At 58.1% G+C, this 19,077-nt stretch carries 16 protein-coding genes; 8 read left to right on the forward strand and 8 right to left on the reverse strand.

Annotation, left to right across the window (positions count from 1 at the left end):
- Positions 1–17 precede the first annotated feature (17 nt).
- The 4 genes from HJ536_RS16500 to HJ536_RS16515 form a co-directional block, all read right to left on the reverse strand.
- A complete protein-coding gene (locus HJ536_RS16500) occupies positions 18–1,271 on the reverse strand; it encodes a hypothetical protein (protein WP_177158560.1) in 1,254 nt (417 codons plus the stop codon).
- Entirely contained in the window at positions 1,268–3,115 is a 1,848-nt protein-coding gene (locus HJ536_RS16505) for a glycosyltransferase (RefSeq protein ID WP_228028765.1), read from the reverse strand. The genes HJ536_RS16500 and HJ536_RS16505 overlap by 4 nt, the downstream gene beginning before the upstream one ends.
- Before the next feature lie 153 nt (positions 3,116–3,268).
- Complete coding sequence (locus HJ536_RS16510; protein ID WP_177158561.1) at positions 3,269–3,922, reverse strand: ABC transporter ATP-binding protein; 654 nt, start codon at positions 3,920–3,922, stop codon at positions 3,269–3,271.
- Between the two features lie 20 nt (positions 3,923–3,942).
- Positions 3,943–5,253, reverse strand: a complete 1,311-nt coding sequence (locus tag HJ536_RS16515) for a KpsE/RkpR family capsule polysaccharide export protein (RefSeq protein ID WP_228028766.1) — start codon at positions 5,251–5,253, stop codon at positions 3,943–3,945.
- 261 nt (positions 5,254–5,514) lie between these two features.
- On the opposite strand from HJ536_RS16515, the gene HJ536_RS16520 reads away from it, so the two are divergent.
- On the forward strand, positions 5,515–6,381 hold the full coding sequence (locus tag HJ536_RS16520) for an ABC transporter permease (protein WP_177158562.1): 867 nt from the start codon (positions 5,515–5,517) through the stop codon (positions 6,379–6,381).
- Here HJ536_RS16520 and HJ536_RS16525 read toward each other — a convergent pair.
- From HJ536_RS16525 to HJ536_RS16540, 4 genes are all read right to left on the reverse strand, one after another.
- On the reverse strand, positions 6,378–7,424 hold the full coding sequence (locus tag HJ536_RS16525) for a glycosyltransferase (protein ID WP_228028767.1): 1,047 nt from the start codon (positions 7,422–7,424) through the stop codon (positions 6,378–6,380). The genes HJ536_RS16520 and HJ536_RS16525 overlap by 4 nt on opposite strands.
- 176 nt (positions 7,425–7,600) lie before the next feature.
- A complete protein-coding gene (locus HJ536_RS16530; RefSeq protein WP_177158563.1) occupies positions 7,601–8,113 on the reverse strand; it encodes an acyloxyacyl hydrolase in 513 nt (170 codons plus the stop codon).
- A 225-nt stretch (positions 8,114–8,338) separates the two neighbouring features.
- Positions 8,339–9,880, reverse strand: coding sequence for an alanine/glycine:cation symporter family protein (locus HJ536_RS16535; protein ID WP_177158564.1), 1,542 nt, complete (start codon positions 9,878–9,880; stop codon positions 8,339–8,341).
- Positions 9,881–9,906: 26 nt separating this feature from the next.
- Positions 9,907–10,341, reverse strand: a complete 435-nt coding sequence (locus HJ536_RS16540; protein WP_176854631.1) for a universal stress protein — start codon at positions 10,339–10,341, stop codon at positions 9,907–9,909.
- A 297-nt stretch (positions 10,342–10,638) separates the two neighbouring features.
- Here HJ536_RS16540 and HJ536_RS16545 point away from each other — a divergent pair, with 297 nt between their 5' ends.
- The 7 genes from HJ536_RS16545 to HJ536_RS16575 all read left to right on the forward strand — a co-directional run bounded on the left by HJ536_RS16545 (position 10,639) and on the right by HJ536_RS16575 (position 19,036).
- A complete protein-coding gene (locus HJ536_RS16545; protein WP_177158565.1) occupies positions 10,639–11,877 on the forward strand; it encodes an aminopeptidase in 1,239 nt (412 codons plus the stop codon).
- 344 nt (positions 11,878–12,221) lie between these two features.
- Positions 12,222–12,551 carry a hypothetical protein gene (locus tag HJ536_RS16550; RefSeq protein ID WP_176854628.1) on the forward strand — a complete coding sequence of 110 codons (330 nt, stop codon included), beginning with the start codon at positions 12,222–12,224 and terminating at the stop codon, positions 12,549–12,551.
- A 288-nt stretch (positions 12,552–12,839) separates the two neighbouring features.
- A complete protein-coding gene (repA, locus tag HJ536_RS16555) occupies positions 12,840–14,015 on the forward strand; it encodes a plasmid partitioning protein RepA (RefSeq protein ID WP_177158566.1) in 1,176 nt (391 codons plus the stop codon).
- On the forward strand, positions 14,015–14,926 hold the full coding sequence (repB, locus tag HJ536_RS16560; protein WP_177158567.1) for a plasmid partitioning protein RepB: 912 nt from the start codon (positions 14,015–14,017) through the stop codon (positions 14,924–14,926). The genes repA and repB overlap by 1 nt, the downstream gene beginning before the upstream one ends.
- Before the next feature lie 194 nt (positions 14,927–15,120).
- Positions 15,121–16,305: a plasmid replication protein RepC gene (repC, locus tag HJ536_RS16565; protein WP_177158568.1), complete on the forward strand. Its 1,185-nt coding sequence runs from the start codon at positions 15,121–15,123 to the stop codon at positions 16,303–16,305.
- 335 nt (positions 16,306–16,640) lie between these two features.
- Positions 16,641–17,936, forward strand: a complete 1,296-nt coding sequence (locus tag HJ536_RS16570; RefSeq protein WP_177158569.1) for an AAA family ATPase — start codon at positions 16,641–16,643, stop codon at positions 17,934–17,936.
- Between the two features lie 11 nt (positions 17,937–17,947).
- Positions 17,948–19,036 carry a ParB/RepB/Spo0J family partition protein gene (locus tag HJ536_RS16575; RefSeq protein WP_177158570.1) on the forward strand — a complete coding sequence of 363 codons (1,089 nt, stop codon included), beginning with the start codon at positions 17,948–17,950 and terminating at the stop codon, positions 19,034–19,036.
- Positions 19,037–19,077 lie beyond the last annotated feature (41 nt).

Genomic DNA, 19,077 nt, shown 5'->3' on the forward strand with positions numbered 1-19,077 from the left:
ACTTTCAGCTTTCTCTTTTAACCGGTACTGCCTTCATGCGTATTTGTGCCGCTCTCTAATTCGGATCGGCACTTTGCAAGAAAATCCAGGACATGCTTATCAAGGTTTACACTCTTGCACCCTAGAATTTTGCCTATCGTCTCGCAAGCGACGTCTAATTCAGCAACGGGATTGCAGCGTAGAACGGCCTCTTGATCCGCGAAAAAAGCGTCTTCTCCGACCGTATGGCCAAGCCACTGATCAATGGGGGCGAATGCCTGAAACATTTTCTGACGGTTTTGTTCGCCAAAAAGTTCGATGTCCTTGTTCGGGGGAAAGCCGAAATCTTTGGTCGAATATTTCAGGAAATGCCGAAGCTCACGAGCATTTTCCGGATTGAGTTCGTGATTGGCCCGTCGAGCAATTTCGTAGGTGGCGCGGTGAAGAGAGTCGTTCACGCGCCGCTCATTCTGCAGCTTTTCTGGTTTCTGAATGCCCGTTTGCTCAAAGAAATCCGCGATAGAGCCGCCGGCGGCGCTGACATCCGAATAGTCGCGCAGAATAGCGCGGGCATCGGGAAAAGCTTTGAGCCAAGGTTCGACCATCAGCTGGTAGTTGAAATGGATTCCCTTGCGATAGCCCATGCCACCGGTCTCGCGAAGCGCTTGTACTTTGTGGCCGAACTTTAGCCGCTGGCCGTGCCAAGAGGCGATGTATTCATCAATTCTACGAAGTGTCGCGACAATCGTTACGTTTGCATTAGGGAACTGATCGCGGATCATTCTGATGAGTTTCGCGTCGACCGCGCCAAAATTGGCGAAAACCTCTGCCGCCAGAATAACCGTATGGGGTTCGAACATGCGAACCTGCTGCCGGATCGCAATAAACATCTGCTCTTGCGAAGGCAGGCCCTCATGATAGCTGGGGACTTCGCGGTCTGCGGCTTCGTTCATCATGCGGAAGGCGAGCGCATTATGCGGCTCGCGGACATTGATCGGCAGGGCGCCTTTAATGGTCGGATGACCGTTTGCCACCGAAGCGTGATAGGCCAATCCCTCGAAGTCGACATAGGGATAGAGAACGCCACTACGCGCAAATTTCACCGCATTGCGCGCCAGATAATCCTGAAGCGAGGTCGAGCCAACCTTGTGGTGCCCGATAAACAGCACCAAATTCAACGGCGCTTCTTGGATGCGCGTAATGAATTTCGGCTTGATCGGGGCCTTCGCCAAGTCTCGGTTGCGCAGTCCGAATTTGTGCGGAAAGCGTTTTAGTTTATTCAGAATAGTCACTCGGCTGCTTCCTGATGTGGCTGCGCATGGGTGGTCAGGCCCAATTTCGCGCGCCAGTAAGGCTCGCTGGTATATTCATTGTACGCGAGGCGGTATTGCACCGACAACTCGGGATATTTCTTCGAGAACGCGTGCGCATTGGCAAAGAAGCGGCGCAATTCCCGCCAAGCCGACGCTTTGGAATGCCGAACGGTGTAGTATTTGTTCTGATCGGTATTCAGATAGGTGATTTCGCTGGCGCCCCACATGTAACCGATATGGCCTCGTTCCGAGGCATGTAGCGTAATCTTTTTACCCAAACGGTTGAAGCCGGGCACCAGAAGGCCGTTCAGGGTCAGCTTCATCAGATGGCGATACCATACGGGCGGATGGGTATCGCGGCGGGGCGGCAGAGCCTGATCGCGGGCGATAGGTTTCCACGCTTCGTCATTGGTTAATTCCTTTAGATCACCGCGGCGCTGCGCCATGTCGGCATTCTGATCAAAGAATTGGGGCCCCTCGATAACGTCTTCGATCGCGAGGTTGATCGCCGAAAGCGTTTCGTAGTGCATCCGTGGCAGATTGCGCAGCATGAACCACGCCGCGATCTTCAACACACCCATAGACCCGACTTCCAGAGACGGCAGGCTCAGGTGGTGGGCCATATGGCTGCGCAGGTCCAGATACCAGGTCTGGGGGCTTTCTTTGTCGATAAAGCTTTCCTGGAACGAGACAACGCCGTTCAGGGAAACCGTGTTGAAATGGTTCGCGATCGAGAAGCTGACATCATCCCCGCGCACAAAGAACGGGAAAGCCAGATGTTCCGCGCAATCAACGGGAAAGGCAAAGTACCACCAGCCTGCGTAAAAATTCCACGGGGTGGGCTTGTTCGCGGCCAACTCCATCTTTGTGAAGTCTTTTTGCGAACGCAGATCCGTGCCCATAAATCGCGGCAGGCAGCGGGTAAAGAACAGTGCGCCGTTTTCCCAGATCGCCCAACGATGGGTTTCGGTGATCATCGAACCGGCGACAGCCGTGGTCGGATCGGTGGCATAGGCCAGGAAAATCCAGGTGCGCTCGATGCTCTCCATATGGACCGAGGCATCGTCATCCATAAACAGGCAGTGGGAGGCACCGGTATCCCGGGCCTGAAGCAACCCGCGGGTGAACCCCCCTGCACCGCCAAGGTTGGCGTTTGGGACGATGGTTACGCCTTCGGGCAATTTGTCGGCGGGGATCAGGTCCGACAGGGTCTGACCGTTATCCGTGACGATCATCCGGATTTTGCGACCGATCTCGGAGGCTTCGCGGAAAGTGCGGAAGCGTTCGATCGTGCGCTGGACATAGGTTTCTCGTTTGAAGGTCGTCACGGCGATGGCCAAGTCGGGCTGACGTTGCGGTGCCATTTGCGTTTGCCAGCAAGCATCGGTCAGCATGCCCTGCCCCATCGCCTTGAGGCTGAAAAACAGAAGTCCGTTCGGAAACGGGTCGGAGAGCAGGTGGGACAGGTCGATGCGCAGCGGTTCTGCGGCGTCGAGTGTCACGACGTCATTGATGACGGTGTCCCAAGAACGGTCGCGCGGCGCGAGCGTTACAGAAAGCTCGAATGTACCCTCACCCGTCAGCAGCAGCGACAGGTCATTCAGCGCACATTCATTCTTCCATTTCTCGGCATTGAAGGCGTTGAACCAGCGCCCGAAATCCGCACTCCCCGCCGCCGCAAACTGGATCTCCCGACGGGAGGTCGAGACAGCCGCGGGCCCTTCGGTTTTGACATAAAGCGTGCGCTCGGTGCAAATTCCGGCTTCAGGCCACATAAGGGTTTGCAGCGTCGTGTAGTCTGCAGAGGATGCACTGCCGGTCAAAGCCGAGACTCCTGTATCAAAATTCGAACAGTTCCGGTCGTGTAATCGAACACAAGAACGAAGTAAAATTGGTCAAGGTGGGTATACCTGTCCGAAGGGCCGAGTGGTACTGGAAAACCACCTGCAAAGGAATGGCAGGAAAAATGCCGCCTGTTAACTCAGCATCGCTTCGTGCAAAGCAATCGCTTCTTCGAGGTCGTCGTAATAGGTGGCTTTGCCGCCCTCTAAGACCATGCCCGCGTTGCAGAATTTGCGCACCTGCGCCATGTTGTGGTTCACCATGATGGCGCTGGAATTTTCCATGCGCTCCGCGAACAGGCGGCGACTTTTGGTACGGAAGGCCCGGTCGCCGACTGCGGTAACCTCGTCCACCAGATAGGTGTCGAACTTGATTCCCATCGACGCGCCGAATGTAAGCCGTGACCGCATCCCGCTGGAGTAGCTGCGCAGCGGCATGTGATAGGATTTCCCGAGTTCCGCGAAATCTTCGACAAAAGTGACAAGATCGTCGGTGTCCACGCCATAAATCCGAGCCACGAACCGCACGTTTTCTGCGCCCGTCAGATCACGGTGGAACGAGCCTCCAAGGCCTACAGGCCAGGAAATCGAGCCGTCGCTGGTTATGCGCCCGCTATCGGGGCGCATCGTACCGGCAATCATTTCGAGCAGGGTCGACTTGCCCGCCCCGTTCCGCCCGAGCAATGCCAGAGACCGCCCTGTTGGAATGGTGATCGACAGGTTGTTAATAACGACCTTGTTTTCGCCCTTCAGCCGGAAAGTTTTGGTCAGGTTCTCGATCCGGATCATGTCTCCGATGCTCCTGCGCCTTAGCTGCGATCGCGGATCGAATAGTAGATCAGGGCCATGATCGACCATGCCAGCAGTAGGAAGAAGCCAACCAATCCGCCGATCACGAAGCGGCGGGGATATTCGGCTTCTTGGGCCAGAGTCGGGCGGATATACGTCGCCAGATAGCGGCTCTGGCGGGTGGCGTTTTCACGAGCAACGTCCACGGCGGTCAAGGCGGCGCGGTAGGTTTGCTCGGCATATTCCAGATCAACGTTCAGGCGCTCGTATTCGGACAGAAGCGCCGGATAGTCCGATCCCGCCGCCGCCGTATCAGAGTGGCTGCCGGTCAGGTTCTGCCGTTCAGAGCGGATGCGTTCTTTGATCACGTCGATCCGTTGCATCGCCTTTTTGACGCGCGGATCGTTATCTCCGACCGAGCCGATCAGGATGTCGTATTCGATCAGGGCTTGCGCCAACTGTTGTTGCAGGTTGTTCATCACCCCCATCCGGCCCTGAATGTCGGCGGTCGGATCAACGATCTGGGTGCGCGTGCGGTATTGGGTCAGAGCCTCGCGGGCGGACTTCAGCCGTTCCAGTGCGATTTGCAGGTCCGAGTCCGCATAGCGCGTGGCATCAAGGCGCGCCTGCTCGTTCAGAGCGTTGATGCGGGTCTGGCTTTCTTCGACGATCGCTGTGGTGACGTCCTGCGCAGTTTTGGGATCGAAGCCGGTGGCTTGAACCTCGATCAGACCGGAGCCGCTGTCATAGGAAATCTTGACGATCCGGCTCCAGTACCAGACCAGCTGCTCCATCGTGGCGTCGGGCCACAGGGCGAACATTTTGTCCTCGGACCAAGGCTGGCTGTAATGGGCACGCAGATCGACGCGCGCCTGCACAGCCTCAACCATCTCCTGACTTTGAATGAATTCGAACAGAATATCGCTGTCAGATGCCGCACTGGTACCGGCAAAGCTGGCCAGCCCCCCTAGAAGGTCGCTCGCGCCAGAGCTTTCCTGACTACGCACGGTAAAGCCGGTAATCGAGGCGTACTGATCCTTGGCCACTGTCCAGAGGTATCCGTTCAATGCCACCATTGGTGCGATAACGATCAGAAAAAAGCTGAAGATCAGGCCCCAGTGGCGCTTCTTCATGTGTGCTGCCCGAGGAAGCGGGAATTCCCCGCCGTTGGCCTTCGCGGCCTCAAGCTCCATTTGCAGCGCGGCTAGTCGGGCGCGCAGTTTGCCACCCTTGCGCTTTTTCTTGCGTCCGCGCCCGCGGGTCTCGGTTTCTTCGCCCTCGGCCACGAGGTCTTCGGTATTGGTCGATGCGGGGAGCAAGGGTTCATTCATAGGAGTCTTAAGATCCTGTCCGACTAGCACACCGGTCCGTACGGGCCAAAGCCCGCCGGTCCACGTTTGAGTGCTTGGTAATCCCGCAGAGACCGAAATGCAAACCCGCAGATGGTCTTAGGCCCAACTACACTGTCATGTGAGCGGGGATTTTCTGAGGCTTAAACGCGTTGGATCGCGCGCCTTTGTATTTCCAACCCTTTTGTTTCATATTATGAGGCGTCCAGTGGCAGACGGTTTCTGCTTTGAATGCGGGGGCTCATGACCAACACTTCGACAAACGCTGGCGGAGCGCGCCGCAAGCCACGTGTTTCCCCCAACACGCCGAGCCTCGAGGCGCGGCGTCCGTCTGGCGGGACCCAGCGCCATTTCAAAGCACTCCGTACGATTGTCGCCTTGATGCTGCGAGAAATGTCTACGCGCTACGGTCGGACACCGGGTGGTTATCTGTGGAGCTTGCTGGAGCCCGTTGCTGCGATCCTGTTTCTGTCGTTCGGCTTCTCGCTGATGATCAGAACGCCGCCGCTGGGTACAAGCTTTCTGCTTTTTTATACGACGGGGTTATTGCCATTCAGCATGTACACCACCATATCGGGCACCACTGCCCGCGCGACCAGCTACTCCAAATCGTTGCTAAAATTTCCTGCCGTGAACTGGCTCGATGCGATATTGGCGCGTCTCTTTCTGAACAGCCTTACCGACATCGTCGTGATGTTCATTGTGATTGGCGGAGTTTGGATTGCAGTTGACGGGCGTTCCACCGTCGATTTGCCCAGTGCATTGATCGGCGTGGGCTTGGCCATCATTCTTGGTTTGGGTGTTGGAACGATCAACTCTGTGCTCATAGGGCTGTACCCGCTGTGGAGCATGACTTGGTCGATTATCACGCGTCCGCTGTTTATTGCGTCTGGAATCTTGTTTCTTTACAGGGATTTACCGCCCTTGGCGCGAGACATCTTGTGGTACAACCCCTTGATCCACATCACTGGCATCGTCAGGGCGGCCTTCTATTCCAGCTATGACGCGTCTTATACGAGCGTCACCTATGTGATGCTTCTGTCGATGACTCTGCTTACCCTAGGCCTCATTCTGATGGGCCGGTACCACCGTGATCTGCTGAACGATTAACGGCTGCCGCTCGCAATTTTCATGATCTCGGCGTGGTCGCGGTGTCTGCGGCCCGCCAAGCCATCGCGGATCGCCAAAATCAGAAGGCGCAGGAAGACCTTTTGTTCGCCTTGATGGGCGCGGGTTTTCAGCAGCCATTTGGGAATGATCGCCATCATGGCCAACCAAAACCAAGGCCCCGCCGCGATGCGATAGAGCATCAGAAGGTTGCGATGGTAATAGTAGACCTTCCAGAGGGGGACGAACCGTCCTCGTTGGGCGCCATTGTCGTCGCCGACTTTGAAGGTCGCCATGTCATGCTCGAACCGGATTTGGGGCTCAAAGCCGATGCTGTGGCCCGCTTGGGTCAGTTCGATCGTGTAAATCCCGTCATCGCCATAGATGAAAAGGTCCGGATCGGGATAACCGTTCGCTTTGACAGCCCGTGCCGAAACGAAAAACCCGACAAAGGACGTCACGTCGATGCCGATCGCGTCACCTTCGTAATGGGTGCTTTTCAGGTGAAAGCCCGAGCGGCCTTTTAGCGCGGTCCGCAGGAATTCTTTGCCGTGCCAGAACGGGTTGCGAGAGGGACGGTTCATCTCGCAAATCTGGCCGTCGGGGAAATAGACCGCGGCCGCGATCGCGTCCCATTTGCTGTCGGGGATGGTCTGGAAACGGTTCAACGCTCCCTGCTCGGGGCGGCCATCGTCATCCATCACGACCAGCCAGTCGGGGGAGTGATGCTCCATCGCGCGGCGCATGCCGGTGGCAAAGCCCCCTGCCCCGCCAGTGTTCACCGCGCTGTTGATGATGTCGAGGCGGGTTTCACCTTGGCTCAGGGTTTCGGCTGCGAAGGCGTCCAGCCAGTCTCCGGTGCCGTCCGTCGAGGCGTTGTTGATCACCACAACCGCGGCCAATTCCTGGGCGGGGCTTTCCAGCAGGCGGGCCAGCGTGACCTTCAGTTTCGTTAGCCGGTTGTAGGTGACCACAACCGCAACCAGTCGTTTCGCGGCCACGGGCGTGGCCATTTCGGTCAGAAGGTCGGCTGGCGTAGATTTCAAAACTCGGGCTTTCCGCAGGGCATTTTCCCAAGGGAAAACACATAAATCGGCCCCTGTGTCAAACCGTTCCAACCCCGAACCGCAAAGAACCGCCGCCCCGTTGCCATAGGGCAAAAACAACAAAGCCGGCTCTGCGTGGGGCAGAGCCGGCCTTGGGATCGCGTAAAGCGACCGGATCAGTTGGTGGGCATGGACACACGCAGGTGGACCGTCTCGAGGCCCATGTTGCTGTGGTAAATGCCCGCGTTCGAGCGGTGGTCATAACCCAGACCGATGCGCATACCGTTGCGCGCCTCGTAGCCCAGTTCGATGCCCGAGCGGAACTCGATGGGGCCCCCTAGATCGACGCCGTCACCTTGGATATAGATGCCGGGCATGGCGTGCAGTTCCAGATAGCCCGCGCCGAAATTCGTGTCCCACGACTGGCCAACGCCAACCCACGCGTCGTTGGTATCGGTCAGCGACAGACCGTAGGTGACTTGGAACGGACCGTAGGCCAGCGCGGTGTCACGGCGGACATAGAATTCCTGACCATAGTTCTCTTCTTGAAAGTAGGTCTCGCCCAAGGAGAAGGACATGCGGCTGTCAACGGTGTTGGGGCCAAGGCAACTGCCGGTCGGGCAGTAATTGGTGCCCATATCCAACAGGCCAAGCGCCAGTGTAAGAACTGCAAAGGTTCCGTCAGCCATAAAATCTCTCCTCGAATGCCTAAGTCCGCGTCGGGCTCTTCCGCGCTGTTAAAGCGGGCCTTGCGCTTTGGATCAATTCCCTTGTTTCGACAGGTAGGGCAGTCCCGACCATTTTGCACGAGAAATTGACCGGCCGAAGGGCAAAACATTGTTCGCCATATAAAAATGCAACAGGCCCCGCGTTGGGGACGGGGCCTGCGCAATGGTTAACCAAAAGACCGGAAATTACTTGAACTTCTTAATCTCGCCCGTTTTGCGACGAGCGTTGTAGCTGGTCAGTTCACGCTTCACGATCGGCATCAAGAAGTACAGACCGATGATGTTCACCACCGCCATTGCAAAAATCGATGCGTCCGAGAAGTCGATGACCGGACCAAGGCTGGCTGCCGCGCCGATCCAAACGAACAGGCAGAAGATCAGTTTGAACGACAGATCCGATACCTTGTTTTCACCGAACAGGAAGGTCCACGCCTTGAGCCCATAGTAGCTCCAGCTGATCATGGTCGAGAACGCGAACAGCAGAACCGCAACCACCAGCACATAACGGAACCAGCCGAACGCCGACGAGAAGGCCGCCGAAGTCAGCGCAACGCCGCTGTTGCCGCCAACGGTCTGGATCGAGCCGGATTCGTTCAGCACATACAGGCCGGTTGCGGGGTCGATGACCAGCTGGCCGGTGATGATGATGACTAGAGCGGTCATGGTACAGATCACAACGGTGTCGATGAAGGGTTCCAGCAGCGACACATAGCCTTCGGTCACGGGCTCGCTGGTGCGCACCGCCGAGTGCGCGATCGCCGCCGAGCCAACGCCCGCTTCGTTCGAGAATGCAGCGCGTTTGAAGCCTTGGATCAGCGCGCCGGCAAGACCGCCAGCCACACCCAGACCGGTGAAAGCGCCGTCAAAGATCTGGCCAAAGGCCCAACCGATCTTGTCCGCGTTCATCGCGATGATGATCAGCGCGGTGCCCACGTAGAGAACGCCCATGAAGGGGACGACTTTTTCGGTGACGCTGGCGATGGATTTCAGACCGCCGACGATCACAAGGAACACGATGGTTGCGAAGACAACGCCTGTGATCCAGCCGGGGAAGTCGCCAAAAACGTTGGTCAGCTGTGCGTGCGCCTGGTTCGCTTGGAACATGTTGCCGCCGCCGAACGACCCAAGGATACAGAAGATCGCGAACAGGATGGCCAGCGGTTTACCACCGGGCAGACCGCGTTCAGCGAAACCTTTGGTGATATAGTACATGGGGCCGCCCGAAACGGTGCCGTCTGCGTATTCGTTGCGGTATTTCACACCCAGCGTACATTCGGTGAATTTAGACGCCATGCCCATCAGGCCGGCCAAAATCATCCAGAAGGTCGCGCCCGGACCGCCGATGCCGACTGCTACGGCCACACCTGCGATGTTCCCCAGACCAACGGTGCCCGACAGAGCGGTCGCCAAGGCTTGGAAGTGGCTCACTTCGCCCGCGTCATTTGGGTCCGAATAGTCACCGCGCACCAGCTCAATCGAATGTTTGAAGCCGCGCAGCTGGATCAGGCCGAAATAGACGGTGAAGATGGTCGCCGCGACCACCAGCCATGCCACGATCCAAGGGAAGGTGGTGCCGGGGAACGGGCTGAAGATGAAGTTCACGAACCAGCCGGTCGAGTTTGCGAAAACTTCGTTGACCGCTTCGTCGATGTTGCTGGCCGCTGCGGGCGCCGCCAGCGCGCACGAAGCCAGAGCCCCCAGAACCGGAGCTTTGATTTTGTTATACATTATAGTTCCCTGTTATTCTTTGTTTGTTACGGAACGATGGTGACCGGAACCGGCGCAACCTGCGCGAGCGAGCCCGCCACAGAACCGAACAGACGAGAGGTCAGCGAGGACTGACCCGTACGGCCAAGGATCAGCTGGCTTGCGCCGGTGTCCTTGACGATGGCCAGCAGGGTCTCTGCGATGTGGCCGTATTTTACCATGACTTCGACGTTTACGCCGCTGCTCTGGATTTCCTGCAGAAGGGGGCTGACGATCGCCTTGTCGGCGCGTTCCAGTTCTTCTTTGCGGCGCTTGTGACGCTCTTCGACCTCGGTTTTGGTGAGGAACGAGTAGGGCGACCATTCCAGCACGTGAGCGACAATAAGGTCGGCACCGGCTGCTTTCGCGATCGACAGAGCAAAGTTCACCGCGTCATGGGCGTTTTCGCTACCGTCGTATGCGACGACGATCTTTTCGGTCATCGACAACTCCAACTTTCGTTATGAATACCATCAACAGATTTGACGGAAGTTAACGACATTGGGGCGGGAAGTTCTCTCGAATCGAAGGGGGACTGCCGTCGTTTCGTCCAAAATCGGGGCAGTTTCCGGTCGATTCGCGCAATTCTCTGCGGAGAGGGTTAAAGTTCTGTGAAGGAAGCATCATTTTTACCCGTTTCCGTGGCGTCATCGTGATGGGGGCTGTTCTGCGGGCATGGCCCCTTGACCTTGGGGCGGGTGATCCACACCTTGAGCCTCAAGGTATTCAAAGGAGCCATCATGACCACCGATCCCGTTTTGACCGAAGCTCTTGATAAACTGGCAGAAGTTGCCGTTCGTGTCGGGTTGAACCTGCAAGAGGGACAGGATCTGGTTCTGACCGCCCCTGTCGAGGCTTTGCCGCTGGTGCGCCGGATCACAGCGGCGGCCTACCGCGCGGGGGCCGGATTGGTGACACCGATTCTCTCCGATTCGGGAATCGCCTTGGCGCGATTCGAAAACGCCAATGACGCGTCCTTCGACAAGGCGGCGGACTGGCTCTATGCCGGTATGGCCGAGGCGTACAAGAACAACGCAGCCCGTCTGGCCATCGTGGGCGAGGACCCGATGCTGCTGGCCGAGCAAGACCCCGAAAAGGTCGCCCGCGCAGGCAAGGCAAACTCTATCGCCTATAAACCCGCGCTGGAAAAGATCGCGAATTTCGACATCAACTGGACGATCGTCAGCTACCCGACCGCCGCTTGGGCCGCCCGTGTGTTCCCTGACCTGCCCGAGGCCGAAGCGGTGGAAAAGTTGGCAACCGCGCTGTTCTCGGCCTCGCGCGTGCTGAATGATGATCCGGTAGCAAACTGGACTGGCCACAATGCTGCCCTGCGCGAACGGACCAAATGGCTGAACGGCCAGCGCTTCGACGCTCTGCACTTCAAAGGGCCCGGAACCGATCTGGTGGTTGGACTGGCCGAGGATCACGAATGGCACGGCGGCGCGTCGACCGCGACCAACGGCGTCACCTGCAATCCGAACATCCCGACCGAAGAAGTCTTTACCACGCCCCATTCGGCGCGGGTCGATGGGGTTGTCCGCTCGACCAAGCCTCTGTCTCATCAGGGCAGCCTGATCGACGGGATCGAAGTGCGTTTCGAGGCTGGCAAGATCGTCGAGGCCAAAGCGACCAAAGGCGAGGCAGTCCTGCTAAAGCTGCTGGACAGCGACGAAGGCGCACGCCGTTTGGGCGAGGTCGCGCTGGTGCCGCACTCTTCGCCGATCTCCCAGTCGGGGGTGCTGTTTTATAACACCCTTTATGACGAGAACGCCGCCTGCCACATCGCGCTGGGGCAGTGCTATTCCAAATGCTTCCTGAATGGCGGAGACCTGAGCCCTGAGGAAATCGCGGCGCGCGGCGGGAACAGCAGCATGATCCACGTCGACTGGATGATCGGCAGCGGTGAAATGGACATCGACGGCATTCTGCAGGATGGCACCCGCGTGCCGGTTTTCCGCGCCGGTGAATGGGCCTGAATCTTGCAGGATTCTCGGCCCGTAAGGGTCAGAATCGGCTAATCCTGCGAAAAGTTTCAGGCTCGTGAAGATTTTTTGACAGCCCCCGCCACGCTAAGTCTTGTGGGTCGGGGGCTTCATTTCTCTAATGGCTGTAGAGATGGCGCAAGAAAATCGTTTGTTTTCAGCGCATGTTCAGGGGGCTAAAAAATCCTGAACTATAGAACGATAGATTGCTATCCCCATGGGTAGGTGCATTGCCCTATCGAGATAATTCTAAAAAACCCCGTTCCGCTTTAAATTTGTCTCAGGAGGGCCGTTCTTTCTAAAGACGCGCCACACAACATATAATCCGTGAGACCGAAATGCTGAACAAATCACTCATTCTGCGTTTTCCCGACCTCCAAGGGGCACAAATGGCGGCTCCGTTCATGGTCGAGGGACTCGCGACCCAACTTGATGAGTTGAACATCATCGATCTCAAGGTGATCATTGGCAAAGCTGGGGAGTTGGTCGTCTCGGCCGGCTTCCAGGACGCGAAGACCCTCAAGAAAGCCGACGGTTTCTTTGCCGAGATGATTGAGACGATGAAAAAATCGTTCCTGTTCCGCGTAAACGTCTTTGACGCGGTGGCAGTGATGAACCTGAACGCCGAAGCGATCGAAGCCAAAACATCGGCCCGCGCTGCGGCCTGACACACCCGAAGGAACCCAAGCCTTTGGCCAGACGCCCCGCCCTCGTGCGGGGCGTTTTTCTTTTGGCGATTCTGCTTCTGTCGGACGATGCTGGCGCGATGGGCCGTCTTTGGGCGGGGCGGACCCCCATGAATCCTCGCCAAAGGGCTAGGAATCCGGTGCGGAAACCGCGCATTTTCAAAAAGTGCTTGTCAGACTCGGTGAGCGTAGGCCATTAATTACGCTAACTACAGAATATGACGCCGATTACCGTAACAAACGGCATCGCACCGAGGGCAGACAGAACGGATGGCACAACAGGGCCGCATAGATCTATTGGTCGGGCAGCATGCTGCAAGCTTGTCAGAAAGACTGCAAGCCCATCGCACGCAGCTGTTCCCCCCTGACACGCGCCGTGCCCTGCGCAAGTTCACCAGCGGTGAGGTCGCGACCCTGCTTGGGGTCAAAGACGCTTATCTGCGCAAACTTCATCTGGATGGTCGCGGCCCAGAGCCGGAAATTCGCACGGGCGGGCGGCGGTACTATTCCACCGAGGATATTCAGGCCCTGCGGCAGATGCTGGAAAAGGGCGCCAAAGTCCCAGGCACCTATCTGCCGGGCAGGACCGAAGGGAACCACCTACAGGTCATCACTGTGATCAACTTCAAGGGCGGGTCGGGGAAAACCACGACTTCCGCCCATTTGGCGCAGAAGCTGGCCTTGGACGGGTATCGCGTGCTGGCGATTGATCTGGACCCTCAGGCCAGCCTGTCGGCCTTGCACGGGTTCCAGCCGGAATTCGATCTGCCCGATGGCGGGACGCTCTATGATGCGATCCGGTATGACGATCCGGTGCCGTTGGCAGATGTCATCCAGAAAACTTACTTTACCAACCTCGACATCATTCCGGGCAATCTGGACCTGATGGAGTTCGAGCACGACACGCCCAAGGCCTTGGCCGAGCGGTCGGGCGATCTGTTTTTCACCCGCGTGGGCGAGAAGCTAGCCGAGGTCGAGGCGAACTATGACGTGGTGGTCATCGACTGTCCGCCGCAGCTCGGGTTCCTGACCATGTCGGCCTTGTCTGCGGCGACGGCGGTACTGGTGACCGTCCATCCGCAGATGCTGGACGTGATGTCCATGTGTCAGTTCCTGCTCATGACCTCGAACCTTCTCGGCGTTGTGGCCGAGGCCGGGGGCGACATGTCCTATGACTGGCTGCGGTATTTGGTGACGCGCTATGAGCCCGGTGACGGGCCGCAGAACCAGATGGTCAGTTTCATGCGGTCGATGTTCGGCGAACATGTGCTGAACCACACCGCCCTGAAATCCACCGCGATCAGTGACGCCGGGATCACCAAGCAGACCCTCTATGAGGTCGAAAAGGGCCAGTTCCACCGCGCAACCTATGAGCGCGCGATGGAGAGCCTGAACTCGGTGAACTCGGAAATCGAGGATCTGATCCAGAAGGCATGGGGACGCTGATGGCACGCAAGAACCTGCTTGGAAATCTATCAGGACCGGCCGGTGCCGATGCCCCTGCCCCCGCAAAGCCCCGTCGCACGACCGGGGCTATTGGCGCTGTGAGCCAGCAGATCGCTGACCTGAAGACCCGCGCCTTGGCCGAGATCCCGCCCGAACTGATCGACGACGCGGGTCTGAAAGACCGTCTGGACGACGATCCCGAGGGACTGGCCGCGCTGGTTGCCTCGATCCGTGAATATGGTCAGCAGGTTCCGGTGCTGCTGCGGCAATCGCCGACGGACGGAAACCGTTACGAGATCGTCTATGGCCGTCGCCGTGTGGCCGCCCTGCGTGAATTGGGGATGCCCGTTCGTGCAATGGTGCGTGTTCTGAACGACCGCGACCTGATCGTCGCGCAGGGTCAGGAAAACGCCGCCCGCAAAGACCTGACCTTTATCGAAAAGGCGAACTTCGCCCGCCAGATGGTCGAGAACGGGTTCGACCGCAAAGTGATCTGCGACGCGCTGCACATCGACAAGACGGTGATCAGCCGGATGCTGTCGGTCACGGATGCGGTCCCCTATCCGATCATCATGGCGATCGGCGCGGCCCCCAGTGTGGGGCGCGATCGCTGGCTGTCCTTGGCCGCGCGGATCAAGGGGCGGCCCTTGGACCAGATCGTCGAGATGGCAGAGGGCAAGACCTCGGATGACAGGTTTCAGTCGGTATTCGATGGGCTGGCCCCCGAGAAGCTGCCCAAACGCTCGTCCTCCAAGGAATTGCGCGCCCCGGATGGTACCGCCTTGGGCGAGGTTAGCCGCAAGGGCGACAAGACCGTGCTGACCCTAAAGGATCAGGATGGTTTCGATGACTGGCTGATCCAGAACTTCGACCGGATTCACCAAGAGTTCCTGAAAAACTCTGGCGATTAACCCGCGGCACAGACCGCAGAGCAGCAACAAGAAAAGGAGGCACGACACCCGGCACCAGAAAAGAAAAGACCCCCCAGGACATACATCCCGAGAGGCCAATTCGTCTTAGCATTTCGAACCTACCCTTGGGAGTTGACAGCTGTCAACCATCGTTGAGTCGATGGGGCGGGATTTTTGTGTCGTCGTGACAAAAAATGGAACACATCTCAACGACGCCCTTTGGGCGGCGACCGGTTTCCGCCGGTCACTTGGCGGCTCAGGCTATGCTCGAGGCGCCGATCCCTGAAGTCGTGCCTGACAAATGGACCATCATCAAAGAGCTGACAGCAGCACGGATGGCATTCGGCGTGTCTGATCGCGACTTGGCGGTTCTGCACGCGCTGGTCAGCTTTCATCCGCACGACAGTCTCTCGGACGGAGAGGGCACGATTGTCTTTCCATCCAACGCCGTGCTCTCGGAGCGCGCCCACGGCATGGCAGAAAGCACGCTGCGCCGGCATCTGGCCGCGTTGGTCAAAGCGCAACTGATCATTCGTCACGACAGTCCCAACGGCAAGCGATACGCGGCGCGCGGGATGGACGGGGGGATCGACCGGGCGTTCGGCTTTGATCTGCGTCCGTTGCTGGTGCGCTTGCCCGAGATCGCTCAGGCCGCGTCAGAGGCTCGAGCGGCGGCTCTGCGCCTGAAGCGTCTGCGAGAGGCGGTTGTTCTGCGTTTGCGTGACGCGGCCAAACTGATCGAGTTTGGACAAGAAGAGACCCCAGCGAACTGGGACGAAGCAGAGGATCGTCTACGTCTGATCCAGCGCACTTTGCGCCGCAAGCTCTATGCAGATGAGTTGTCGGAACTGAACCGTCAAAGCGAAGCTTTGCTTGGGGACGTCAACACACTGCTTTCTGCCAATAAAACAGAAAATATGAACGGCAATGCCGCGCTTAATGAGCGGCACTTACAATATTCAAACCTACAACAAAAAGATTCTGAACCTTCCTTAGAAAAGGAAGAGGCGGCGCCGGTCGAGCTTACTCCGGACCCGAAGGCCAAGCCGAAGCTTCCGCTCTACTTGGTGCTCAAGGCCTGCCCTGATCTGATGGACTATGTTCCGTCAGGGATTTCGAGTTGGGCGGAACTTGTGGCAGCTGCCAGCTTTGTCAGGCCGATGCTCGGGATTTCCGAGGATGCTTGGCAAAGGGCCCAATCCGCGATGGGGGCGGATGCGGCCGCGATTACCATGGTCGGCATCCTTCAACGGGCGTCCGAGATCCGCAGTCCGGGCGGTTATCTGCGTGCATTGACCAGCAAAGCCGAAGATGGGGCCTTCTCTCCAGGGCCGATGATCATGGCCTTGCTGTCCACCGAGAATGAGAGGGCGAACTGATGGTGACGCGTGTTGACGGGCCCTTGGCAATGTTGACAGCTGTCAACTTGACGCTCGGTGCCGTTTTTCTAGAGCCTGCGGGATTTGGCGTCTCAGCCCTTCGACTAGGTGGCGAAACGTCCTTCGGGATTATTTCGCGATTTCTGTCGAAAAGCGTTCTGAGCAGGATGTTGTGGGAATCGAGATGTTAGGTTTTCGTTCGACACAACATGTGGGTCGTTTGTACGGGCCAAATCCTGCATCAAACGCTTTTCCCGAGAACGAAAAGTTTTGCGTTGGACGTTGTTTCAGCGTAAATTAATCCAGAGCAGAAAATAACGTTGTGAGACTGGCCCGTGTACACCCACGAAGAGCTTAGCCAACTACAGGCCCAATCGCTGAAACTTCAGAGCTGGATCCGTCAGCAGACGTTCAGCCCGGAGAATATCAAGCGCCTTCGCCGGTTCTCGAGCTGGGAAGTCTCGGAGTTGATCCTCGGGATCAACCAGTCGACGTTTCGTGGGCGTCTTGTCGCGGACCCTGACCTGCCCGGTGGCGAGGTCGAGCCCGATGGCCGTCAGCGCTGGTTCACTCTGGACGAGATCAACGAACTGCGCCGCCGGATCAAGGTGAACCGCAAGTCGCTGATGCCCCCTAGGCCCGAAGGCAAACGGGCCTTCCGTGCGGCAATTGCCAACTTCAAAGGCGGCGCGGGGAAATCCACGGTCGCGCTGCATTTTGCCCATGCGGCGGCTCTGGATGGGTATCGCGTTTTGCTCGTGGATTTCGACCCTCAGGCGACCCTCTCGCATTCGATGGGCCTGACCGATGTGGCCGAAGAATACACCGTTTGGGGCATCATGGCCCGTGATCTGATCCGCGAAACCGACCGGATGAATGCGGCGGTTGTCGGCGCGGCCAGCGGAACCGCCCTGCCCCAACGCAGCATTCCGGCCTCGATCCGCGAAATGGGGCTGGACGCCCTGCGCCCTGCGGATTTCATCAAGCCCACGGCGTGGAGCACCATCGACGTTGTTCCCAGCTGCGCGAATGCGGCGTTCGTCGAATTCGCCAGCGCGCAGTATCGCCATCTGAACCCGGAATGGAGCTTCTTTGCCTGCGTTTCGCGGTATTTGGACAGCCTGCCCGATGACGCCTATGACCTGATCATTTTCGACTGCCCGCCGGCGATCGGCTATCAGTCCATGAATGCAGTTTTCGCGGCGGACATGCTCTATATCCCATCCGGCCCGGGCTATTGGGAATATGACTCGACCACCAGCTTCATCGGTCAGCTTGCCGAAGCGTTGGAGGACCTGTCCGCCGGATACCAAGGCAGTGTTCCGGGCTGCAACATGACCCTGCCCAAGGCCTTCGCCGACATCAAATTCCTGATGACCCGCTTCGAGACCGGCAACGAACTGCACCGCGCAATGTATGAGGCGTTCCAGAAGGTGTTCGGCGAGCATGTCACCGAACATCCCGTTGAAATGACCCGTGCGGTCGAGCAATCGGGTCGTTTTTTGGCCTCGGTCTATGAAATCGACTACCGCGACATGACCCGCGAGACGTGGCGCCGTGCCCGTGCCAGCTTTGACCGCGCCTACGAGGAATTCCGCGGCAATATCGTCAACGCTTGGGACAAGATCTGAGGAGAACGACCATGGCCAAGAAACGCCGGATGTTCGACATCAACATGCCCGAGGAACTGCCCGTCGCAGCCCCCGAGGTGCAAGTTCCCACTCAGGCCCCTGCCCCGCGCCGCGGACCGATGGCAACTGCCATTTCCGAAGCCGCGAACAGCACCCGTCAGCGACAGGAAGTCGAAGCGCAGATCCGTGCTGAAAATGACGCCTTGGCCCATGAACATGTCCGGCTCAAAGGCTTGGGTTTGGTCATGGAATTGGTGCCGCTGAACGCCATTTCGACCAGTAAATTGACCCGCGACCGTGCCAAAGGGCCCGATCTGGAATTGGCAGAGTTGAAAGGCTCGATCGCCGATATCGGGTTGTCGAACCCGATCCGTCTGGAGGCGCGCTCGGACGGGCTGTACGAGCTTATTCAGGGTTTCCGCCGCCTTAGCGCCTATCGCGAGCTGTTCGAAAACACCGGAGACGAGCGTTTTCAGGCCATTCCGGCGGTTGTTACCGAGCCCGGGGACAAGCTGGAGGATCTCTATCGCCGGATGGTGGACGAAAACCTCGTTCGCAAGGACATCTCGTTCGCGGAAATGGCGAAGCTGGCGCTGGAATACGCCAACGATCCCCAGACGGACGAGAGTGACGCCGACAAAGCCGTTGCGACCCTGTTCAAATCGGCCGGTTACCAGAAGCGCAGCTATATTCGGAATTTCATCCGGTTGGTGCGCGCGCTTGATGGCAGTCTGAAATATATGCCGGACATCCCGCGGGCTTTGGGTCTGTCCCTAGCGTCGCTGATTGAGGCTGATCCCGTTGCCGCAGACAAGATCGCGCTCGCGCTGAACACCAATCCGGGCCGTACCGCCGCCGAAGAGCTGGAAATTTTGCGCGGCTTTGTCAAAGAAGACGCCCCCGCAAAGGTGACAGCTGCCAAAACGTCGGCCCGCCCTGCCCCGTCCAAGACCAGTTTCGCCCTGCCGATGGCCAACGGTGCCGCCAAGTGCACCGCTGCCCAAGGCAAACTGGAAATCAAATTGGACCGAGATTTTTCCAACATCGATCAGTCGCGCCTTGAACAGGCGATCCGTCAGATGCTCGAAGCGTTGGAATAAGAGTTCCCTATTAGGGAAAAACTGCCTCACTGCCCTCCGCT

The organism is Donghicola mangrovi, assembly GCF_013377535.1.
GTDB lineage: Bacteria > Pseudomonadota > Alphaproteobacteria > Rhodobacterales > Rhodobacteraceae > Donghicola > Donghicola mangrovi.

Excerpts from the sequence above, each read along its gene's own strand:
- HJ536_RS16510 (WP_177158561.1), bottom strand. The coding sequence starts at position 3,922 with ATGATCCGGATCGAGAACCTGACCAAAACTTTCCGGCTGAAGGGCGAA.
- HJ536_RS16515 (WP_228028766.1), bottom strand. The coding sequence starts at position 5,253 with ATGAATGAACCCTTGCTCCCCGCATCGACCAATACCGAAGACCTCGTG.
- HJ536_RS16520 (WP_177158562.1), top strand. The coding sequence starts at position 5,515 with ATGACCAACACTTCGACAAACGCTGGCGGAGCGCGCCGCAAGCCACGT.
- HJ536_RS16530 (WP_177158563.1), bottom strand. The coding sequence starts at position 8,113 with ATGGCTGACGGAACCTTTGCAGTTCTTACACTGGCGCTTGGCCTGTTG.
- HJ536_RS16535 (WP_177158564.1), bottom strand. The coding sequence starts at position 9,880 with ATGTATAACAAAATCAAAGCTCCGGTTCTGGGGGCTCTGGCTTCGTGC.
- HJ536_RS16540 (WP_176854631.1), bottom strand. The coding sequence starts at position 10,341 with ATGACCGAAAAGATCGTCGTCGCATACGACGGTAGCGAAAACGCCCAT.
- HJ536_RS16545 (WP_177158565.1), top strand. The coding sequence starts at position 10,639 with ATGACCACCGATCCCGTTTTGACCGAAGCTCTTGATAAACTGGCAGAA.
- HJ536_RS16550 (WP_176854628.1), top strand. The coding sequence starts at position 12,222 with ATGCTGAACAAATCACTCATTCTGCGTTTTCCCGACCTCCAAGGGGCA.
- repA (WP_177158566.1), top strand. The coding sequence starts at position 12,840 with ATGGCACAACAGGGCCGCATAGATCTATTGGTCGGGCAGCATGCTGCA.
- repB (WP_177158567.1), top strand. The coding sequence starts at position 14,015 with ATGGCACGCAAGAACCTGCTTGGAAATCTATCAGGACCGGCCGGTGCC.
- repC (WP_177158568.1), top strand. The coding sequence starts at position 15,121 with ATGGAACACATCTCAACGACGCCCTTTGGGCGGCGACCGGTTTCCGCC.
- HJ536_RS16575 (WP_177158570.1), top strand. The coding sequence starts at position 17,948 with ATGGCCAAGAAACGCCGGATGTTCGACATCAACATGCCCGAGGAACTG.